The sequence below is a fragment of the Rhodopseudomonas faecalis genome, from assembly GCF_003217325.1.
Taxonomy (GTDB): Bacteria; Pseudomonadota; Alphaproteobacteria; order Rhizobiales; family Xanthobacteraceae; genus Rhodopseudomonas; species Rhodopseudomonas faecalis.
Window position 1 is genome coordinate 19,637 of record NZ_QJTI01000028.1, and the last position, 20,712, is coordinate 40,348.

Annotated in this window: 20 protein-coding genes; 13 read left to right on the forward strand and 7 right to left on the reverse strand. The window is 65.9% G+C overall.

Annotation, left to right across the window (positions count from 1 at the left end; all coding sequences use genetic code 11):
* The first annotated feature begins 57 nt into the window (after positions 1-57).
* Entirely contained in the window at positions 58-939 is an 882-nt protein-coding gene (gene gluQRS, locus BJ122_RS17040) for a tRNA glutamyl-Q(34) synthetase GluQRS (RefSeq protein ID WP_110782406.1), read from the forward strand.
* A gap of 78 nt (positions 940-1,017) precedes the next feature.
* Positions 1,018-2,367 carry an ATP-binding protein gene (locus BJ122_RS17045; protein ID WP_245407775.1) on the forward strand — a complete coding sequence of 450 codons (1,350 nt, stop codon included), beginning with the start codon at positions 1,018-1,020 and terminating at the stop codon, positions 2,365-2,367.
* On the opposite strand, the gene BJ122_RS17050 is transcribed toward BJ122_RS17045, so the two are convergent.
* Positions 2,291-3,184, reverse strand: a complete 894-nt coding sequence (locus tag BJ122_RS17050; protein WP_181418978.1) for a YihY/virulence factor BrkB family protein — start codon at positions 3,182-3,184, stop codon at positions 2,291-2,293. The genes BJ122_RS17045 and BJ122_RS17050 overlap by 77 nt on opposite strands.
* A 128-nt stretch (positions 3,185-3,312) precedes the next feature.
* Here BJ122_RS17050 and BJ122_RS17055 point away from each other — a divergent pair, with 128 nt between their 5' ends.
* The 7 genes from BJ122_RS17055 to BJ122_RS17085 all read left to right on the forward strand — a co-directional run bounded on the left by BJ122_RS17055 (position 3,313) and on the right by BJ122_RS17085 (position 7,949).
* Positions 3,313-3,507, forward strand: coding sequence for a twin transmembrane helix small protein (locus BJ122_RS17055; protein ID WP_110782389.1), 195 nt, complete (start codon positions 3,313-3,315; stop codon positions 3,505-3,507).
* A gap of 38 nt (positions 3,508-3,545) precedes the next feature.
* Positions 3,546-4,118 carry a cob(I)yrinic acid a,c-diamide adenosyltransferase gene (locus tag BJ122_RS17060; protein ID WP_110782409.1) on the forward strand — a complete coding sequence of 191 codons (573 nt, stop codon included), beginning with the start codon at positions 3,546-3,548 and terminating at the stop codon, positions 4,116-4,118.
* A gap of 111 nt (positions 4,119-4,229) precedes the next feature.
* The gene (locus BJ122_RS17065) at positions 4,230-4,979 is read left to right on the forward strand and encodes an electron transfer flavoprotein subunit beta/FixA family protein (protein WP_110782390.1); all 750 of its coding nucleotides are present in this window, start codon (positions 4,230-4,232) and stop codon (positions 4,977-4,979) included.
* Positions 4,979-5,926: an electron transfer flavoprotein subunit alpha/FixB family protein gene (locus BJ122_RS17070; RefSeq protein ID WP_110782391.1), complete on the forward strand. Its 948-nt coding sequence runs from the start codon at positions 4,979-4,981 to the stop codon at positions 5,924-5,926. The genes BJ122_RS17065 and BJ122_RS17070 overlap by 1 nt, the downstream gene beginning before the upstream one ends.
* Before the next feature lie 166 nt (positions 5,927-6,092).
* Positions 6,093-6,974: a 3-hydroxybutyryl-CoA dehydrogenase gene (locus BJ122_RS17075; RefSeq protein ID WP_110782392.1), complete on the forward strand. Its 882-nt coding sequence runs from the start codon at positions 6,093-6,095 to the stop codon at positions 6,972-6,974.
* A gap of 433 nt (positions 6,975-7,407) precedes the next feature.
* Positions 7,408-7,599 carry a hypothetical protein gene (locus BJ122_RS17080; protein WP_110782393.1) on the forward strand — a complete coding sequence of 64 codons (192 nt, stop codon included), beginning with the start codon at positions 7,408-7,410 and terminating at the stop codon, positions 7,597-7,599.
* A gap of 149 nt (positions 7,600-7,748) precedes the next feature.
* On the forward strand, positions 7,749-7,949 hold the full coding sequence (locus BJ122_RS17085) for a hypothetical protein (protein ID WP_103011639.1): 201 nt from the start codon (positions 7,749-7,751) through the stop codon (positions 7,947-7,949).
* A 32-nt stretch (positions 7,950-7,981) separates the two neighbouring features.
* Here BJ122_RS17085 and tlpA read toward each other — a convergent pair whose 3' ends face one another.
* Positions 7,982-8,662 (reverse strand): thiol:disulfide interchange protein TlpA, encoded by a 681-nt coding sequence (gene tlpA, locus BJ122_RS17090; protein ID WP_103011638.1) that lies wholly within the window; start codon positions 8,660-8,662, stop codon positions 7,982-7,984.
* Between the two features lie 101 nt (positions 8,663-8,763).
* Between tlpA and argH the strand changes: the two genes are divergently transcribed.
* The 4 genes from argH (at position 8,764) to BJ122_RS17110 (ending at position 14,537) form a co-directional block, all read left to right on the forward strand.
* Positions 8,764-10,161 (forward strand): argininosuccinate lyase, encoded by a 1,398-nt coding sequence (gene argH / locus BJ122_RS17095; RefSeq protein ID WP_110782410.1) that lies wholly within the window; start codon positions 8,764-8,766, stop codon positions 10,159-10,161.
* 80 nt (positions 10,162-10,241) lie between these two features.
* Positions 10,242-10,496 (forward strand): LPS translocon maturation chaperone LptM, encoded by a 255-nt coding sequence (gene lptM, locus BJ122_RS17100; RefSeq protein ID WP_103011792.1) that lies wholly within the window; start codon positions 10,242-10,244, stop codon positions 10,494-10,496.
* Positions 10,497-10,503: 7 nt separating this feature from the next.
* The gene (gene lysA / locus BJ122_RS17105) at positions 10,504-11,769 is read left to right on the forward strand and encodes a diaminopimelate decarboxylase (protein ID WP_110782394.1); all 1,266 of its coding nucleotides are present in this window, start codon (positions 10,504-10,506) and stop codon (positions 11,767-11,769) included.
* Positions 11,770-12,020: 251 nt separating this feature from the next.
* The gene (locus BJ122_RS17110; RefSeq protein WP_110782395.1) at positions 12,021-14,537 is read left to right on the forward strand and encodes a TIGR02302 family protein; all 2,517 of its coding nucleotides are present in this window, start codon (positions 12,021-12,023) and stop codon (positions 14,535-14,537) included.
* A 276-nt stretch (positions 14,538-14,813) separates the two neighbouring features.
* On the opposite strand, the gene BJ122_RS17115 is transcribed toward BJ122_RS17110, so the two are convergent.
* From BJ122_RS17115 to BJ122_RS17135, 5 genes are all read right to left on the reverse strand, one after another.
* Positions 14,814-16,283 (reverse strand): pyridoxal phosphate-dependent decarboxylase family protein, encoded by a 1,470-nt coding sequence (locus tag BJ122_RS17115; protein WP_245407776.1) that lies wholly within the window; start codon positions 16,281-16,283, stop codon positions 14,814-14,816.
* Positions 16,280-17,533, reverse strand: coding sequence for an ATP-grasp domain-containing protein (locus BJ122_RS17120; protein ID WP_103011633.1), 1,254 nt, complete (start codon positions 17,531-17,533; stop codon positions 16,280-16,282). The genes BJ122_RS17115 and BJ122_RS17120 overlap by 4 nt, the downstream gene beginning before the upstream one ends.
* Positions 17,514-19,133 carry a hypothetical protein gene (locus BJ122_RS17125; RefSeq protein WP_181418979.1) on the reverse strand — a complete coding sequence of 540 codons (1,620 nt, stop codon included), beginning with the start codon at positions 19,131-19,133 and terminating at the stop codon, positions 17,514-17,516. The genes BJ122_RS17120 and BJ122_RS17125 overlap by 20 nt, the downstream gene beginning before the upstream one ends.
* Before the next feature lie 145 nt (positions 19,134-19,278).
* Positions 19,279-19,650, reverse strand: a complete 372-nt coding sequence (locus BJ122_RS17130; protein ID WP_103011791.1) for a response regulator — start codon at positions 19,648-19,650, stop codon at positions 19,279-19,281.
* 1 nt (position 19,651) lies between these two features.
* Positions 19,652-20,638 carry an MJ0042-type zinc finger domain-containing protein gene (locus BJ122_RS17135; protein WP_110782396.1) on the reverse strand — a complete coding sequence of 329 codons (987 nt, stop codon included), beginning with the start codon at positions 20,636-20,638 and terminating at the stop codon, positions 19,652-19,654.
* Between the last annotated feature and the right edge of the window lie 74 nt (positions 20,639-20,712).

Sequence of the window (20,712 nt, forward strand, 5' to 3'; positions counted from 1 at the left end):
AGCTCACGATCGAGCCCGGCCCGGTCAAGGGCGGGCCTTCGTTGCGCCGAGTTGCTGATGCTGCCACCCGTTTTCCGATTTGCTCCATCGCCGAACGGCCGGCTCCATCTCGGCCATGCCTATTCCGCGTTGCTCAATTTCGATCTGGCGCGGCGCAGCGGCGGCCGTTTCCTGCTGCGCATCGAGGATATCGACCAGACCCGCTGCCGGCCGGAATTCGAAGCCGCGATCTATGACGACCTCGCCTGGCTCGGCATCGAATGGCATGAGCCGGTGCGCCGGCAGTCCGAGCATCTTGAGCTTTACCGGCAGGCGATCGATCGGCTGCAAGCGGCCGGGCTGCTGTACCCGGCCTTTGAAAGCCGCGCCGAAATCGCCCGGCTGGTGGCGGCACGCGAGCGCGAGGCGCCGTGGCCACGCGATCCTGACGGCGCGCCGCTTTATCCCGGCGAGGGCCGCAGGCTCAGTGCCGAGCAGCGGCGCTCGCGGATCGACGCCGGGGCGCCGTTCGCTCTGCGACTTGACGTCGCGGCGGCGCAGCAAATGACCGGCCCGCTCGACTGGCAGGAACTGGGCGCCGGGCCGGGCGGCGAGACCGGAACGGTGATCGCCGAGCCGCAGCGCTGGGGCGATGTGGTGCTGGCCCGGAAGGAGATACCGACCAGCTATCACCTGTCGGTGGTGATCGATGACGCTTTGCAGGGCGTTACCGAGGTGGTGCGCGGCCAGGATTTGTTTTGGTCGACCAGCGTCCATCGGTTGTTGCAGCAATTGCTGGGGCTGCCTGCACCACGCTACCGCCATCACAGTCTGGTGCTGGGGGACGACGGTTTGAAGCTGTCGAAATCCACCAAGGCCACCGCGCTCGCGGAGTTGCGGGCTGCTGGCCTGACCCCGGCCGCCATTCGCGATCAGCTCGCCCTGCCGCCGGCGACGTAAACTTGCGGAACTTGAGGCCGCTCACCGCGTGACTCGCCGTCCGAGATCGGGCATGTTGCGTGGGTGGACGGGGGATTTATGGCGGGGACTTCACGCCAGTTGCGTCGCGGCGGGCTGTCCGTCAAACGGACAGCGACCACGCGCGCGCGTCAGCCAGCAGCCAAACAAACGGCGCTGATCGATCCGCCGATCGAACGCAAATCCGCGCCAGCAGCTAAAGCCAAATCCCGCCCAGCGAAATCAGCCAAGGCCGGCACCGCCAGCAAGAGCCGGTCGCGCAAACGGGCGCCGGGGCCAAGCGTGGTCGAAGCGGCGCTGGCGGCGTTTGCCCATGAGGTGCGCACGCCGCTGACCGGCATTCTGGCGGTTAGCGATCTGCTCGCCACCTCCGATCTCGACGCCCGCGAACGCCGCTGGGTCGATACCATCAAGGCCGGCGCCGAGCATCTCGCCGGGCTCGCCACGCTGTTCGTCGATGCCGCGCGCAGCCATGCGTCCGGGCTCGGGCTGCGCCAGGATTTCTTCGACCTGCGGGCGCTGGCTTATCACGCCGGCGAGTCGCTGGCCGGACGGGCGGCCGCCAAGGGCCTGCAGGTGGTAGTCAATATCAGTGACAAGCTGCCGGCCTTTGTCGAGGGCGATGCCATCCGGCTGCGCGCCGCGCTGGAAAACCTGATCGATAATGCCGTGAAATTCACCGAGCACGGCAGCGTCAGCCTGAAAGTCTCGGCGGTGCGCGCGCCGCGCGGACAGGTCGGCGTCGCCTTTGCGGTGTCGGATAGCGGCATCGGCCTGACGCTCGCCGAGGTGAAGCGGCTGTTCCGGCCGTTCACCCAGGCCAATGTCAGCATCGCGGCGCGGTTTGGCGGCGCCGGGCTCGGGCTGTCATCGGTGCGGCAGATCGCGCGGGCGATGGGCGGCGACGTCACCGTGGCGCCGCGCGCCCGGGGCGGCACCACCTTCACCCTGACCGTGCTGCTGAAACGCGCCAAGCCGGTGCCGACCGCGACCGGCGCGGCCCATGACGATGCCGCCGCGGCCACCGGGCCGCTGCGGCTGCTCAGCGTCGAGGACAATCCGTTCGGCCGCGTGGTGCTCAATGCCGTGCTGTCCGAACTTGGCCATCACACCGAATTTGTCGGCCGCGGCGAAGCGGCGCCCGCGCGGATCATGCAGGGGCAATTCGACGCGGTGCTGATGGACATGGTGCTGCCCGGCATCGACGGCATCGAAGCGATCCGCCGGATTCGCGCCCTGAAAGCGCCGGCCGGCCTGGTGCCGATCATCGGTCTGTCCGGCCGCAGCGAGGACGAGGTCGCCTCGCTCGCCGCCGGCGCCAATGCTTTTCTGCTTAAGCCGGTTTCTCCGAGGGCGCTCGCAACTGCACTGCTTGAAGTGAGACGCCCTTCGGCAGCCGCGAGCGCATGATCGCGGCATTCAATTCGCCGCCGAACACGAAGATCGCGGCGATGAAATACAAAAACACCAGCGCGATGATCAGCGACGCCAGCCCGGCATACATCGTCACGTAATTGTGGGCGAAGCGCGCCAGATAGAAGCCGAAGCCCGCGCCCGACAGCAGCGACGCCACCATGGTGAAGATGATGCCGGGCAGGATCTGGCGGAAGGTGCGCCGGCCGCACGGCAGCCAGGCATGCAGGATCAGCAGCGCGGCGGTCATGGCGATGATGGTGATGCCGTAGCGTCCGATGGTGAGCAGCCGCTCATTGCTCTCCACCATCAGCGGCACATACAGCCGCGCCGTTTCCAGCAGCAGCGGACCGAGCACGATCAGGAATGCCATCGCCAGCGCGGTGAACGCCGCCACCAGCGTGTAGCCGATCGATTCCAGCCGCAGCCAGTACCAGCGCCGCATCTCGACCACCGAATAGGCGCGGTTCAGCGCCACGCGCAGGCTCTCCACGCCGTTCGAGGCGAAATACAGCGCCAGCAACAGGCCGATGGTCAGCGCATCGCCGCGCGCCGTCATCAGCACATCGTGAATCTGCACCGACAGCGCATCCGATACCTGCATCGGCCAGATTTGCAGCAACAACTCGGCGGCGCGCTCGGCGAGGTTCTTGGAACCGATGAAGCCGGCTATCGAGGTCAGCACGATCAGGAACGGAAACAGCGCCATCAACGATGATAGCGCGATGTGGCTGGCGATCGCCCAGCCGTCATCGGCGAGGAACGTATAAAAGGCGTCCATGCCGACCTGATAGGCGTAACGGATGCGCCTCACGTGCCACCTGAAAGCAAGCCGCTCAACGAAGAAACCAGATACTAGCATCGACCACCGCTTCGACAACGCCGGAACGGCAGCCACGATCCACCATGGCGCTAACCGCGTGGTGGTGCTATGAGACCCTTATGACGACGGCGCTCAGCTCGGTTCTGCTTCCGATAGCGCTCGCAGCGGTTGCTGTCGTGCTGCTGCTTGGGCTGATCAATATGATGCGCGGCGGCTCCCCGAACCGATCGCAGCGTCTGATGCGACTGCGGGTCCTGCTGCAACTGGTCGCGATCGCCGTTACCATGGCCGCGGTGTGGGCCATCGGACGCTGACACCGCCTTGACCGGCGTGTTTGGAGGGCAAAGCGGCCATGGTGGTGCTCAATCGGATTTACACCCGTCGCGGCGATGACGGCACCACCGCTTTGGCCAATGGCGAGCGGCGGCCGAAATCCGACCTGCGCATTGCGGCCTATGGAACCGTTGATGAAACCAATGCGGTGATCGGCATCGCGCGGCTGCATCTTGCGGATCAGCCGGTGATCGACGCCATGATGGCGCGGATCCAGAACGATTTGTTCGATCTTGGCGCTGATCTGGCGGTGCCGGAGCGGCAGGGCCAAGCCGAACGGCTGCGTGTGCTGGAGAGCCAGGTGATGCGGCTGGAACAGGAGATTGACGCGCTCAACGCGCAGCTCGCGCCGTTGAATTCATTTATACTTCCGGGCGGGTTGCCGGCCGCCGCGCATTTGCATCTGGCGCGCACCGTCTGTCGCCGCGCCGAGCGGGCGCTGGTGGAACTGGCGCAGAAGCCCGAGGAAGCGCTCAGCCCGTTCGCCCTCCGTTACATCAACCGGCTGTCCGACCTGTTGTTCGTGGCGAGCCGGGCCGCCAACGACAACGGCGCGCGCGACGTGCTGTGGGTACCAGGGCAGAACCGTTAGGGCTGCGGACTAAGGGCCGCTACATTTTGTCTTTGCCGCGTTGACCAGTGATTTCCAGGGCTTTAGGTTCCGCGGCCACGGGATTCAACAAAGCAACACGAAAGAGGATCGATGAAGGTTCTGGTGCCGGTTAAGCGGGTCGTCGATTACAACGTCAAGATCCGTGTCAAGGGAGACGGTTCGGGCGTTGAATTGGCCAACGTCAAAATGTCGATGAACCCGTTTGACGAGATCGCGGTAGAGGAAGCGCTCCGCCTGAAGGAGGCCGGTAAGGCCACCGAAGTCGTCGTGGTGTCGATCGGTCCGGCGCAAGCCTCGGAGACGATCCGTACCGGCCTGGCGATGGGCGGCGACCGGGGCATCCTGGTCAAGGCCGAGGGCAATGTCGAACCGCTCGCGGTCGCCAAGATCCTGAAGGCCGTGGTCGACGAAGAAAAGCCGGGTCTGGTGATCCTCGGCAAGCAGGCGATCGACGACGATTGCAATCAGACCGGCCAGATGCTGGCCGCGCTGCTGGGCTGGGGCCAGGCCACTTTCGCCTCCAAGGTCGAGGTCGATGGTTCCGATTTCGTGGTGACGCGTGAGGTTGATGGCGGCCTGCAGACTCTGAAGGTCAAGGGTCCGGCGATCGTCACCACCGATTTGCGGCTCAACGAGCCGCGCTATGCCAGCCTGCCCAACATCATGAAGGCCAAGAAGAAGCCGATCGACGAAAAAACGGCCGATCAGTACGGCGTGGACGTCACGCCCCGTCTGGAGATTCTGAAGACCGTCGAGCCCGGTGGCCGCAAGGCCGGCGTCAAGGTCAAGGACGTCGCTGAACTTGTGTCGAAGCTGAAGAACGAAGCCGGGGTGATCTGATGACGACGCTGCTGATTGCTGAACACGACAACGCCGCCCTCAAGGACGCGACCCACAAGGCACTGACCGCGGCCGCGCAACTGGGCGGCGAGGTTCACGTGCTGGTGGCCGGTAGTCCGGGTGCCAAGGCGGCGGCCGATCATGCCGCCAAGCTCGCTGGCGTCACCAAGGTGCTGGTCGCCGAGAGCGACGCGCTCAGCCACGATGTCGCCGAGCCGCTGGCCGCGCTGATCGTGTCACTGGCGCCGTCCTATGACGCATTCGTCGCGCCCGCGACCTCGCGCTTCAAGAACGTGATGCCGCGCGTCGCTGCGCTGCTCGACGTGATGCAGGTTTCGGAAATCACCAAGGTGGTGGCGCCCGACACTTTTGAACGTCCGATCTATGCCGGCAACGCCATCCAGACGGTGAAGTCGAAGGACGCCAAGAAGGTGATCACCGTGCGGACCTCGACCTTTGCCGCCGCCGCCGAAGGCGGCAGCGCGGCGGTGGAAGCGGTCGCCGCGGCGGCCGATCCGGCGCTGTCGAGCTTCGTCGGCGAGGAAGTCGCCAAGAGCGATCGTCCGGAGCTGACCTCGGCCAAGATCATCGTCTCCGGTGGCCGCGCCATGCAGAGCCGTGAGAACTTCAGCAAGTACATCGAGCCGCTCGCCGACAAGCTCGGCGCCGGTGTCGGCGCTTCGCGCGCCGCGGTCGATGCCGGCTACGCGCCGAACGATTGGCAGGTCGGTCAGACCGGCAAGGTGGTTGCTCCGGAACTCTATGTCGCGATCGGCATTTCCGGCGCGATCCAGCACCTGGCCGGCATGAAGGACTCCAAGGTGATCGTGGCGATCAACAAGGACGAAGACGCGCCAATCTTCCAGGTCGCCGATTACGGCCTGGTGGCTGACCTCTATCAGGCGGTGCCGGAACTAACCGAAGAACTCGGCAAGCTCGGCAAGTAACGAGTTGGCGGCGCGCCGTTGGTTGTTTGACCGCGGCGCGCCGTTCACGACATCAGGCGCTGGATGGTCGGTGCACCAGGCCTGAACGACACGCTCCGACCAAAGCGGGTGAGATTTTCATGCCAGGACGGCGCCGAGCGATGGCGTCCCCCGACGAGATGATGAGATGGCACTAGCAATCAAGAAGGTGGGCGTGATCGGTTCGGGCCAGATGGGCAATGGGATCGCGCATGTCGCGGCACTGGGCGGATTCGACGTGGTGCTGAACGACATCGCCGCCGACCGCATCAAATCGGCGCTCGCCACCATCAATGGCAATCTGTCGCGGCAAGTCGCGAAAAAGACCATCACCGAGGAGCAGCGCAAGCAGGCGCTGGCGCGCATCTCCGGTGCCGAACGTCTCGAGGGCCTCGCCGATTGTGATCTCGTGATCGAGACCGCAGTCGAGAAGGAAGACGTCAAACGCAAGATCTTCAACGAGCTGTGCAGCGTGTTGCAGCCGGAAGCGATCATCGCGTCCAACACCTCATCGATTTCGATCACGCGGCTCGCCGCCAGCACGGACCGGCCGGAGCGCTTCATCGGCATTCACTTCATGAATCCGGTGCCGCGCATGGAGCTTGTCGAGCTGATCCGCGGCATCGCGACCGACGATGCCACGTTCGAGACCTCCAAGGAGTTCGTGGCCCAGCTCGGCAAGCAGGTCGCGGTGTCGGAAGATTTTCCGGCCTTCATCGTCAATCGCATTTTGCTGCCGATGATCAACGAGGCGATCTACACGCTGTATGAAGGCGTCGGTAACGTCGAGGCGATCGACGCGGCGATGAAGCTCGGTGCCCATCATCCGATGGGGCCGCTTGAGCTGGCCGATTTCATCGGCCTCGATACCTGTCTGTCGATCATGCAGGTGCTGCATGAAGGGCTGGCCGATTCCAAATACCGGCCGTGCCCGCTGCTGGTGAAATATGTCGAGGCAGGCTGGCTCGGCCGCAAGACGCAGCGCGGCTTCTACGATTATCGCGGCGATAAGCCGGTGCCGACGCGCTGAGCCCGCGCGTCCGTTCAAGGCTCGTTAACTTAGAAGCGCGGGCCTCTGATACAATAGCGATTGCTACCAACCGCTCAGCACGTCATGACCGGCGGCGTCCCGGCCATCCGCATCTTTGATCTTGTGCAGCCTTCAAAACGTGGACGCCGCGACCAGCGCGGGCATCACCAAGCCCATTTGAAGGGCGTTGCTATCACCTGGCCTGGCGCGCGCGGCGTTGCTGGTTAATGGCTGGCGAATTTCCACAGCAATTGTAACTAAGCGTTTCACGCGCCGCTAACGCTGCCCTTAGCGCAATGGGCGGTTGCGTGTGGCTCATACCGCTCTTTAACTCCTGAGGCCAAACATGGGTCGCGAGAGACGGGCATCGTCTTTCGCACGCACATGGGAGCATCTGTGCGAGCAACGTCGCGCTCGAAATGGAATACGTATCATGGCAAGCATTACCTATACGTCCCTGGACCGAGATGACACTGCTGAACATGGTTCCTTGTACTGGGGCATCCACGCTTTTCTTCGTCAATTCGTGCTCGTCGCGATCGATCTGACCGAAAACACGGCGCGCGATATGCGCGGCCTGGTTCCGGCGCGCGTCGAGGTGCAACGTAGCGAAGCGTCGTTTTAAGCCGGCTAGGCTGATGCCTGCGGGCAGCTCACACAATAGCGGCGGCCTCGGATCGCTCCGGGGCCGGGCGGCGAGATCAGGGCCGGGTCGTCACTCAAGAAAGCTTCGTTAACTACGGACGACTAGGCTGATCTCAAGGAGATACGGAAATGGACATGAGCTTGGTGGCGGCCGCGCTGTCAGCCCGCGCAGGGCAGACCCAGATGCAGGTCGCGGCAACCATCGCCAAATCCAACGCCGACGCGGAGAAATCCGCCGTTCTGACCCTGCTGGGGGCCGCACAGCAGAATATGAACTCGCTCGCCAACGTTGCCGACGGCATCGGCACCAACGTCAATATCTCGGCGTAATCCGCCCCGCTGCCATCAGAACCGAGATAGCTTTAGGGCGACCTCGTCAGCGCTTTTTTCAGCAGCGCGATCGCTTCCGGGCTGTCCCATTGCGCCGGGCCGGCGATCGAGGCGATCTCGCAGCCCTGTTCATCAAGCAGCAGCGTAGTCGGCATGCCCAGCGCCTTGCCTGCCGACTTAAGGTCCTGGAAAACCTTGGCTTTAGCGTCGGCATAATAGCCGAGCCGGGTTAGCCCGGCGTCTTTCAGGAACGCTTTCGGCTTCTCGGCGTCGCGGGTGTCGATATTGATGGCCAGCACCTCGAACTGGTCGCTGCCGAGTGCGGCCTGCAGATTGTCGAGTGCCGGCATCTCCTTGCGGCACGGCACGCACCAGGTCGCCCACAGATTGACCAGCACCGTGCGGCCGCGCCATTCCGACAGCTTGCGCGGCTTGCCCTCGCCATCCTCAAACGCCAGTTCCGGGATCCGCAGCGGCGCCTTGGCGACCGAGACCGCCGCCACTTCGCCTGTGGTCAGCGGCGCGATTTTCTGCGCCAGATCGAGCGCCGGCCGGCAGGTGGCGTCACCCGGCGGATTGCGCTGCAGGGCGTCGATCCCGTATACCCCGCCCCATCCGATCGCCGAGGCGACCAGGATTGCGGCCAATCCCACGGTCAGGCGGCGAACGACGCGGCGCCGGGGCTTGGTCGATGGATCGGTGCCGCCGGTCATGACAGCACAGGCGCACAGGGCGCAGCACGGCGGTGATTGAGAGACATTGAATGGGACATGGTCAGGTGCGGCGTCAGCGGCAAACTCAGGTGCGGCAGAGCATGAGCAACAAGATGTGGGGCGGCCGGTTTAGCGAGCGCCCCGACGCGATCATGGAAGAGATCAACGTCTCGATTGATGTGGATCGCCATCTCTACGCCCAGGACATCACGGCGTCCAAGGCCCATGCGGCGATGTTGGCTGCACAGGGCATCATCACCGCGAACGATGCGAAAAATATCAGCAAGGGTCTAGACACGATTTTGTCAGAGATCCGAAAGGGTTCGTTCGAATTCAAGCGCGCGCTCGAAGACATCCATATGAATGTCGAAGGCCGGCTGTCCGAGCTGATCGGCCCGGCTGCCGGGCGGCTGCATACCGCGCGCTCGCGCAACGATCAGGTCGCCACCGATTTCCGACTGTTCGTGCGCGATACCATCGATGACATCGACGCGGCGCTGGCGCGCTATCAGGCCGCGCTGGTGCGCCGCGCGCTGGAACACGCCGACACCGTGATGCCGGGCTTCACGCATTTGCAGACCGCGCAGCCGGTGACGCTCGGCCACCATCTGATGGCCTATGTGGAAATGGCGGCGCGCGACCGCGGCCGGTTCCGCGATGCCCGCAAGCGGCTCAACGAAAGCCCGCTCGGCGCCGCCGCGCTCGCTGGCACCTCGTTCCCGATCGACCGCGAACTGACCGCGCGCACGCTCGGCTTCGACCGGCCGATGGCCAATTCGCTCGACGCCGTGTCAGACCGCGATTTCGTGCTGGAGACGCTGTCGGCGGCCTCGATCACCGCGGTGCATCTGTCGCGTTTTGCCGAGGAGATCGTGCTGTGGACCTCGCCGCTGGTCGGCCTGGTGCGGCTGTCGGACAAGTTCACCACCGGCTCCTCGATCATGCCGCAGAAGCGCAATCCGGACGCCGCCGAGCTGGTGCGCGCCAAGACCGGCCGGGTGATCGGCGCGCTCAATGGTCTTTTGATTGTGATGAAGGGCCTGCCGCTCGCCTATCAAAAGGACATGCAGGAAGACAAACAGGGCGCGATGGAAGCCTTTGCCGCGCTGTCGCTCGCGGTGCGCGCCATGACCGGCATGGTCGATGACCTGATGCCGGAGGCCGAGCGCATGAAGCAGGCGGCCGGCGAGGGCTATGCCACCGCCACCGACCTCGCCGACTGGCTGGTGCGCACCCTGAAAATGCCGTTCCGCGACGCCCACCACGTCACCGGCCGGATCGTCGGCCTTGCCGCTAAGGACGGCGTGGCGCTGCACGAGCTGCCGCTCGAGGTGATGCAGTCGGTCGAGCCGCGCATCACCGCGCAGGCGCTGACCGTGCTGTCGGTGGAATCCTCGGTGAAAAGCCGCACCAGCTATGGCGGCACCGCGCCGAAAAACGTCCGGGCGCAGGCCAAGGCCTGGCAGAAGCGCCTGGAAAAGGAACAGAATTCGCGTTGACGACCGGGCGCCGGCGCAAGCCGGCTCTCGCCAGATCGCGGCAATCTTTGTATGGTGCCGACGCAATTGGGGACTTCGCCGTGAACCGTTCTCGCCATCCGTCCTGGGCCGTGCTGGCCCTTGCCGCCGTTGCCCTGACCCTGGTCGGCTGCGGCCGCAAGGCAGGTCTCGACGCGCCGCCGGGCAATCCGTCCGCCGCCACGGCCGCGGAGCCGGCGAGCAATGATCCGGCGGCCAAAAGCGGCCTGTTCGATACGCCGGCAGCGGCCAACGCCGCGCCGCAGGCTTCCAAGGGTCGCAAGAAGCCGTTCATTCTCGATCCGTTGCTCGACTGAGTTTCCGATGCACCATTTTGACTACAGCAACGGCGTGCTGCACGCCGAAGCGGTGAACCTGTCAGCGATCGCCGAACAAGTCGGCACGCCGTTCTATTGCTATTCCACCGCGACCTTGGAACGGCACTACCGCATCTTCAGCGATGCGTTTGCCGAGACCGACGCGCTGGTGTGCTACGCCATGAAGGCGAATTCCAACCAGTCGGTGCTGCGCACGCTGGCCAAGCTCGGCGCCGGCGCCGATGTGGTGTCGGGCGGTGAAATGGCGCGCGCGCTGGCGGCCGGCATTCCGCCCAGCAAGATCGTGTTCTCCGGCGTCGGCAAGACGGTCGATGAGCTGCGCGCCGCGCTGGCGCACGACATTCTGTGCATCAACATCGAATCCGAGCCGGAACTGGAAGTCTTGTCAGCGCTGGCAACGGCGATGAACAAGACCGCGCACATCTCGATCCGCGTCAATCCGGACGTCGATTCCGGCAGCCACGCCAAGATTTCGACCGGCAAGTCCGAGAACAAGTTCGGCATTCCGCTGGTGCGGGCCCGCGAGGTCTATCAGCGCGCCGCGTCGCTGCCCGGCATTCAAGTCAGCGGCGTCGATGTCCATATCGGCAGCCAGATCACCGATCTTGGGCCGATGGAAGCCGCGTTCCGGCTGCTCGCCGATTTCGTCACGGTGCTGCGCAGCGATGGCCACACCATCAACCACGTCGATTTCGGCGGCGGCCTTGGCATTCCGTACTACGAAGACCCGAGCCTGCCGCCAGAGCCGGTGGTCTATGCCGAGATGGTCAAGCGCATCAGCCACAATCTCGGCTGCCGGCTGTTGTTCGAGCCCGGGCGGATGATCGTCGGCAATGCCGGCATCCTGGTGTCGCGCGTCACCTATGTGAAGCATGGCGACGCCAAGAACTTCGTGATCATCGACGCGGCGATGAACGATCTCATTCGGCCGACGCTGTACGAAGCCTATCACGACATTCTGCCGATCAACGCGCCGCCCGCCGGTGGCCCCGAGATCGTCGCCGATGTGGTCGGCCCGGTGTGCGAGAGCGGCGATTATCTGGCGCTGTCGCGCCGGCTGCCGGCGCTCAAGGCCGGCGATCTGATCGCGATCATGACCGCCGGTGCCTATGGCGCGGTGCAGTCCTGCACCTACAACACCCGGCCGCTGGTGCCGGAAGTGCTGGTCAAGGGCGATCAGTTCGCGGTGATCCGGCCGCGCCTGACCGTCGAGCAACTGATCGCGATGGATCAGCCGGCGCCCTGGCTATAGTCAGCGCCGGCGCCTCGCGCCGGATCAAGCGCGGTCGCCGTTGCTGCCGTCAGGGGCGCGCGGTGAAAATCGTCGGCATTTCTCAACGTATTCCCGACACAGTGCGGCCCGATATCGCTGTGCCCGCGTCGCTTGGATGGCGGTGCCCGTCACGCGTTCGTGCGCGGCGGGGCTGGTCGCGGTGATGCTGCCGGGCGGTGCCTCATTGCCGCCGCTGTGTTAGGCTGATCTCAGGTAAACGGGAGAAATTGTTGAGCGCCACGCGCCCGAACGTCCCGCAGCGACCTGCCCTTGATGTGGCCGCCCCGTCGTTTGACCGGGCGCTGCGCCGTGCCGCCTGGGTGATCGCCTGGGAACGGCTGTGGCCGCCGCTCGCGAGGCTCGCCAGCGTGATCGGCCTGTTCCTGGCGGTGTCATGGGCCGGGCTGTGGCAGCTGCTGCCGGTGCTCGGCCGAGCCATTGGGCTCAGCCTGTTCCTGGTGCTGCTGCTGGCGGCGCTGGTGCCGTTTGCGAAACTGCGCTGGCCGAGCCGCAGCGAGGCGCTGAGCCGGCTCGATCGCGGCAGCGGCTTGCGCCATCGCCCGGCCACCGCGCTGCAAGATACCCTCACCACCAATGACCCAGTGGCGCGCGCGCTGTGGGAGGCGCAGCGCCAGCGCATGCTGGCCGCGCTCGCCCGGCTGCGCGCCGGCGTGCCGTCGCCGGCGCTGGCAAAGCATGATCCGATGGCGCTGCGGGCGCTGGTGGTGTTGCTGCTGGTTGCGACCTTCATCGCCGCCGGCGACGAACGACGCGCGCGGGTCGCCGCGGCGTTCGACTGGCAGGGCGTGCTGACGCCGGCCGGCGTGCGGGTCGATGCCTGGGTGGCGCCGCCGCTCTACACCAACAAGCCGCCGATCATCCTCACCGCCGCCAAGGACGGCGCGGCCACCGATCCCAGCGCCAAACTGCCAGTGCCGGCCGGCAGCACGCTGATCGTGCGCGCCAGCGGCGGCACGCTCGATGTTGCGGTCAGCGGCCAGATCACCGAGGCCGCGCCGCCCGAACCGGCGCCCGGCGGCGCCAGCGAGCGCCATTTCGCCATTGCCGGTGACGGCACCGCGCAGGTGCGCGCGCCGGCGTCCGGTGCGCTGTGGAGCTTCGTCACCGCGCCGGATCGGCCGCCGTCGATTGCGCTCGCCAAGGACCCTGAGCGCGTCGCCCGCGGTGCGCTGCAACTGATCTACAAGCTTGAGGACGATTACGGCGTCACCGAAGCCAATGCTGAGCTTGCGGTGCGCCAAAGCGCGCAGCCAACGCAGGCCCGGCCGCTGTTCCAGCCGCCGCGCTTTGCGCTGGTGCTGCCCAATGCCCATACCCGCAGCGGCGTCGGCCAGACCGTCAAGGACCTCAGCGAAGATCCCTATGCCGGCGCCGAGGTGACGCTGACGCTGACCGCGCGCGACGAAGCCGGCAATGACGCGCGCAGCACGCCCTATCAGCTGCGGCTGCCGGAACGGTTGTTCACCAAGCCGCTGGCGCGCGCCTTGATCGAGCAGCGCCGGATTTTGGCGCTCGATGCCGAGCAGCGCGAGCTGGTCGCGGCCGCGCTCGACGCGCTGCTGATCGCGCCGGAAGTGTTCATGCCGGACTCGGCGGGCCAATATCTCGGCCTGTACACCGTCAATGATCAGCTCGGCCACGCCAAGAACGACGACGCGCTGCGCGAGGTGGTCAGCAGCCTGTGGGCGCTGGCGGTGTCGATCGAAGACGGCGACATCACCGACGTCGACAAGGCGCTGCGCGCGGCGCAAGAGGCGTTGAAACAGGCGCTGGAACGCGGCGCCAGCGACGAGGAGATCAAGAAGCTCACCGACAATCTGCGCGCCGCGCTCGACAATTATCTGCGCCAGCTCGCCGAGCAGCTGCGCAACAATCCGCAGCAATTGGCGCGGCCGCTCGATCCCAACAGCAAGGTGATCCGCCAGCAGGATCTCAATGCCATGGTCGAGCGCATGGAGCGGCTGTCGCGCAGCGGCGACAAAGAAGCCGCCAAACAGTTGCTCGATCAGCTGCAGCAGATGCTGGAGAATTTGCAGATGGCGCAGCCCGGCCAGGGCGGCGACGGCAGCGGCGAGCAGGCGCTCAATGAACTGGGCGACGTGATCCGCAAGCAGCAGCAATTGCGCGACAAGACCTTTCAGCAGGGCCAGGAACAGCGCAGCGATCGCGACAGCGGCGAGCCCAATCTCGGCGACCTGCAGCAGGATCAGCAGGCGCTGCGCGACCGCTTGCACAAGCTGCAACAGGAGCTGGCGAAACGCGGCATGACCCCGGGCGCCAACGGCCAGCAGGGTGAACAGGGCCAGCAGGGACAAGGCGGCCAGTCCGGCGATCCGCTCGGCGACGCCGATTCCGCGATGGCCGATGCCGATGGCCGGCTCGGCGAGGGCAATGCCGACCGCGCGGTCGACTCGCAGGGCAAGGCGCTGGATGCACTACGGCGCGGCGCGCAGCGGCTCGCCGAAGCGATGCAGCAGGGTGAGGGCGACGGCCAGGGCAACGGCCCCGGCCAGCGGCTCGGCCGGCAGCAGGGCGGAAATCAGAGCGATCCGCTCGGCCGGCCGCTGCGGGGCCGCGATCTCGGCGATGATTTCTCGGTGAAGATTCCGGGCGAGATCGACGTGCAGCGCGTGCGCCGCATTCTGGAAGAACTGCGACGTCGGCTCGGCGATTCCCAGCGCCCGCAGCTCGAACTCGATTACCTCGAGCGCCTGCTCAAGGATTGAGACGCTGAGTGATTGCAGCGGCGCCCGTACGGGTGCGGCGCCTTCTTCTCCCTCCCCCTTGCGGGGAGGGTGGCCGGCCTTAAGGCCGGTCGGGTGGGGGGCATGTAGCGAGCGGTTAGCTCCGCCTCCATCAAGTTGAAGCTTCGAGCTGGCGTCGGCGCACAGCCCCCCACCCCGGCGCTTCGCGCCGACCCTCCCCACCGCTGCGCGGGGGGAGGGAGGGCAGATCGTTTTTAGGTTGGTATCAATCGCCGTGAGATGACGGTGCGGCCGCGATCAGGCCGCCGCTGCAACCCGCGCGGCGCCAAAGCGCAGCACCGCATCGAACATCGCATCGAGATTGGCGGTGTCGGTGCGATGGTTGACCACCGCAACGCGGATCGCCAGCTCGCCGCCGATCATGGTGGTCGAGGGCGCGGCGATGCCGGACTCGTGCAGATCGGCGACGATCTCGGCATTGACCGCATTGGCGTCGTCGCAGCGGAACCGGAAGCACACGATGTTGAGCGTCACCGGCGCCAGCAATTGCAGTCGCGGCTCGGCGGCGATCTTGGCTTCGAGATATTTCGCCAGCGTGCAGGTGCGCGCGATCATCGCGCCCAGCTTGTCGGCGCCATAGGTGCGCAGCGTGAACCAGGTTTTCAGCGCGCGAAAGCCGCGCGACAGATCGGGGCCGAAATCGCACGGCCAGGGCGAGCTGCCGGCGAGACCCCGGGTCTCGCGGCGCAGATAAGCGACCGGCGCCGCAAACGTATCGCGATGCTGCTCGCCGTCGCGCACCATCAGGAAGCCAGCGTCATATTGCACCTGGCCCCATTTGTGGAAATCGAACGCGATCGAATTGGCCTGTTCCAGCCCGGCCAGCAGCGGCGCGATCTGCGGCGACAGCATGCCGAGCGCGCCATAGGCGCCGTCGATATGGAACCAGAGCTGTTCCTCGCGGCACAAAGCGGCGAGCGCGGCGAGATCGTCGATCGCGCCGGTATCGACCGTGCCGGCCGAGCCGATCACCAGAAACGGATCAAGACCGTCGGCGCGATCCTGCTTGATGCGGGCATGCAAGGTGGCGACATCGACGCGGTGCGCGCGGTCGGCGTGAATGCGGCGCAGCGCCTCGCGGCCGAGCCCGGCGAGGTCCATCGCTTGCGCGACGCAGCCATGGGCGGAAACGGAAGTGTAGGCGGTCAGCTTGGCGTTGCCGAGACCGTGGTGGCGCACGTCCGGGCCGAGCTTGGCACGGCGCGCCACCAGCACCGCCATCAGATTGGCCATCGAGGTGCCGGTCACGAACACGCCGCTGGCGCCTTCCGGGAAGCCGAACAGCTGCCGGACCCATTCCACCACCTGCCGCTCGACCTCGATCGGCATGTGATTGCGGCCGCCGCAATTGGCGTTCAGCCCGGCCGCCAGCATTTCCGCCAGCAGCCCGGCGACGGTGCCGCCGCCATGGACCCAGCCCATGAAGCCGGGATGGACATTGCCGGTGGCATAGGGCGCGATGCGTTCGCTGAACTCGCCATAGACCTCGGCAAGATCGGACGGATCGCGCGGCAGCGGCTTGCGGAACTCGGAGCGGACGGCGTCGGGGATCGGGCGCCACACCGGACGGTCGCGGACATTGGCGACATAATCCAGCATGTCATCGAGCATGCGATGACCCAGCGCGCGCACTTCGTCCCAGTCTTGCGGGTCGAGGGTTTCACTCGGCCCCGCGATGGTGCCGGGACGGCCTTCCAGTTTGCTCACGCCGCGTGTTCCGCGTGTTGGGCGGCCCGCTTTGTCAGCATGGCCGCGAAGGCATCGAAGATCTTCTGCATCTGCGGAGGCTTATACGGAAACAGCGTCGGCGAATCCATATTATGTACAACCGCGGTATTGTCGGCTTCGAAGATCAGCAGATCGCCGCTTTTGGTCTCGGCGCAGTCGATGATGAAGTAGTCGAGCCCGACCCGCGCGCTCAGCTCGGTGAGCGCGCTGCGGTGGCGGCGGCCAAAACCGATGTCGAAAGTCTGCATGAAGGTCGATTCTTCGAGGCGCTTGCTGGCGCTCTCCGACATGCCGGCGTTCAGATACCAGATGTTCCACTGATCGGCGATCGCCATATGGCAGGCATAGGGCTTGCCGTCGGCAATCACCACCCGATACTTGCGGAACAGGCCGTCCTCGCTGGCATAGTCGACATAGCGCGCCACGAAAAATTCCTGGTCCTGCCGCTCGGTGAGATATTTGCCGAGCGCGAACACGTCGTCGATCTTGGCCAGCCCGACGCCGGCATGCGAACCGCGCGGCCGGATGATCACCGGAAAATCGGTGCCGGCGGCGACTTCGGGCAGCGAACAATTCGACAGCAGCACGTCGAGCAATTGCGCACGGCCAACCGTGATGGTGGCGGGAATGTCGAGCCCTTCGATGCCGCCCAGCAGCCGGAACAGCTTGTCGCGATCCAGGCCGACGATCTTGGCGGGGGCGTTGAGCAGCGGCCGCGGCCAGTTCGCCGCCAGCCGATCGATTTCGGCCAGCGCCGGCCGGCATTCCTCGGAGTCCGAGGCGATCACGATCGCGACGTCATGCTCCGGCAGCGGCGAGGGCAGCTCCGTGCCCGGCACCACATAGAGCGTGGTCAGTTCGATGTCGGTGTCCTGCAGCAGGAATTCGATCGGGGTGTTGCCGCCCATGTCGATCGCGGCCGCCAGTGCCAGCACCCGCAGCCGCGGCGTCGGCGTGGCGCAAGGCGAGCGGAACAGCCGATGCTGCGCCAGCACCTCGTCCTGGATCGCAAGGCCGGTGGCCTTGTCGCCCAAAAGCTGCGTGATCAGCGACAGATCCATGCCATCGCCGGCGCTGGCCGTGCCGTTGTCGATCTTGCGGGTCAGCTCCTGCAACAGCGGCGCCAGATTGACACCGTCAAACGCGAGCTTGGTGATTTTGGCGAAGCCGATCCGTTCCGCCGCCATGGTCGCGGCTGCTTCGCTGAGGTTACTGGACGCGGGGGCCATGGGACTCCTTGGACGGTTCGTTGTCGTCGCGATGCGTGAGCTGCTGCTCAACCCTGGCCAGGGTGGTAGCAACCTGTTGATGCAGTTCGCCGAGCTGAGCCTCGGCGTGCGCCGGATCGGACGACCAGGCGTCGGTGATATGGCGTGCGCTGAGGCACAGCCGCAGCACGCCGCAAGCGCCGCCATCGTCCTGGTGCCACTCAACCGGCTGGCCGAGCAGGCATGGCGCGGCGCTTGGGTCGGATGGCAGCGCCAGCTTGCGATGGATGTCTTTACAGGCCGCTACCGGCAGCGCCGCGCCATCCCGCTTGAGCGTGAATGCGAAAATGGTCGGCAGCGCCAGTTCCTCATTGCGGCTGGTGGCGGCGACCGGCTGCTGCGGCAACAATTGCAGGTGCGGCGAGGCGTCGATCCGCTGCGCGATGTCGTTACCGAGTTGCCGCAGCGCTTGCTGCCGGAATGTGTCCGGCACGGCGAAGTAGCCGGCGATTTCGGCCAGCGCCGCTTCCCAGCGCAGCCATTGTCCGAAATTCGGCCCGGCCGGCAATTGCGCGCGCGCGCCGTGCCAATGGCGTGGCCAATCGCTCTGCTGGCCATAGACTTTCAGCCCGGTGAGATCGGGACCGGCTTGCAGAATGCGTTTGGTGAGCGCGGGCGGCAGCAGCAGCGCGCCGCTGAACGGCGGGCCGGTGAAAAACTTCGAGCCGGTGATCAGCACCATGAAGCCGGCGTCGAGATACCAGGCGATCTGGCGCCGCGACAGCCGCATCTGGCAGGCGTCGATCGCGATCAGCACCTCGCGCGGCCAACGCGCCGCGATCTGCAGCAGCAGCTCGTCGCTCGGCGCCCGGTAGCCGAGCTTGGAGCAGTCCATGGCGTGCAGCAGCACATTGCGCCGCGCGAACGTTTGCCGCTCGACGGCGTCATACACTTTGGCATCAAGCTCGGTGTCGCCAACAAAGCCGCCATAGCCATTGCCGAGCGGCACCGCGACGCTGTCGATCTGCGCCGATAGCCCATCAAGCAGCGCGCCCTTGGTGACCACATGATCGCTGGCGGTGCGTTCGCCAAAATGCTGGCCGCGCGCGGTGAACACCGTGCCGCTGCCGGTCTGATCGGCGCCGACCACCACATTGCTGAAGGACGGGCCGAGCAAGGCGCGGCCGCAATGCAGCGCCTGCAATTGCGCATCGGTGCCGGAGGCGGAAAAGATCACGTCGATATTGGCGGCGAGGCCGAGCTGCTTACGCAGCTCGCTGCGCATCGCTTCGATCCGGTCGTCGAACGCGCTCTCGATGCCGTCGCTGATCGCGGCGCGCATCAGCGCATCGCGCGCGTTGCTGGCGGCGTCATAGCCGCGCTGCGAAATCGACGTGGCGGTGCTCGAGGAAAATTCCAGCGTGTCCGGGCACGGCGCGGGGCGGCAGAAGTAACCATTGGCGCCGGTTGAACGATCGAGCTGCAACCGGCTGTCGCCGCCGGACACGATCAGCTGTTCGAGCGGCGCAAACAGCGCGCGCAACACGCCACCAGGCTGGTCGCGACGCGAGGCAGCCGGATTCTGTTCGGCCGCGGGCAACGGAAGTGTGCCGTTCGACATAGTTCAACCTCTCGTCCGGCGCGGCCACCTTCGAGGGTTTTCGGACGGGTCAGTGGTCGTCGCGGCCCACGCCGGGACGGAGTAAAACCGTAGGACAGCCATGGTTAATGATGTGTTAGCGGCGGGTGCTGCGGCCCCGGCTGGGTCAGCTCCGGCTGGCCAGCGCCTCGGCCACCGCGGCGCGGATCTCGGCCACCGAGAACGGCTTGGTGACGACGTCATGGATGATGGCGTCCAGCCCCGAGGCCCGTTCGCGTTGATCGGCAAAGCCGGTCATCAGCAGGATGGTCAGCTTCGGGAAGTCGCGCGCCACGGTCAGCGCCAGCGCGATGCCGTCCATGATCGGCATCTTGATGTCGGTCAAAAGCAGATCAAACGCGCCGTCTTCCTGCACCAGGATTTCCAGCGCGTGGCCGCCATCCTCGGCGGTCACGGTCTGGTGGCCGTCCATGGCGATGGCGCGCGCCACGAGTAGGCGCATCGACTCTTCGTCGTCGGCGATCAGGATACGGGCCATCTCAAGCGCCTCCGGCGGCCAGGTCGCGACGGGTGAAGAAGCGGACATCGATGGAACGCGCCTCGGCGGGCGGCGACGCCAGCCGTGAGCGGAACCAGAGATTTTCGCCGGGATACAGCAGCGATTGCTCAAGCACCGCGTTCCAGGCGTAAATTTCGGTGCCCTTGCTGTCGCGCACCACAAAACGCAGCCGCGGCACTTCCGCTTTGCGCTTGGTCAGGGTGGTAACTTGGCCCTCGATCACCAGCACCGGCTTGCCGTCCACGGTTTCGCTGGCGATCTTGACGTCCTTGATGGCGAGGCCGCGCAGATTGACCTCGAGCCCGACCAGTTTGAAGAAGTCGGCGGTCTGCGGCAGCAGCTTGACCACGTCGGCGCGCCAGATCACCAGCGCGATCACCAGGCTGCCCATCGCGGCGGTGACCATCGGCAGGCTGAAAATGGTGCGGAACGGCTGCGGCAGCTTGGCGAACGGATTTTTCAGGCGCGGCACCCAGGCCGGCACTTTGATCTTGGCCATGAAGGCCGGCATTTTCAGCCAAGCCGGCTTGTGCATCCAGGCCGGCAGCTTGATCGACAGCTTCGGCTTGGCCTTTTTCCGGGCGCGCGGCGGCGGCAGCGCGATGTCGGCGTCTTCGTCCTGCTGCGCCATGGCGGCCCATTCGGCCTGCGCGGCCTGTTTGCGGCGCAGCGCGAGTTCTTCCTCGGTTTCCGGCAGATCGCTGGTGATCGACGGGCTTTCGACCATCGGCGCGTTCTGGTCTTGCCAATCGTCGCTCGCTGCGGCGCGCGGGGCTGGCGGCGCCTGCTCCTCGGGCGGCGGCGCGGAACCGGCCATTGACGGCACGCGCGCCTCGGCCAGCGCGTCTTCCGGCCGGGCGAACCAGACCTGCTTGCAGCGCGCACAACGGACATTGCGGCCGGTTTCGCCCAGGGCGTCGGGGCCGACTGCATAGGATGTCGTACAATGCGGACAGACGATATGCATGGCGAGAATCGTACCAATGATGCTGGGTCGAGCCTACCCCACGTCCGTTAACGAACCGGAAACCATAACGGCCC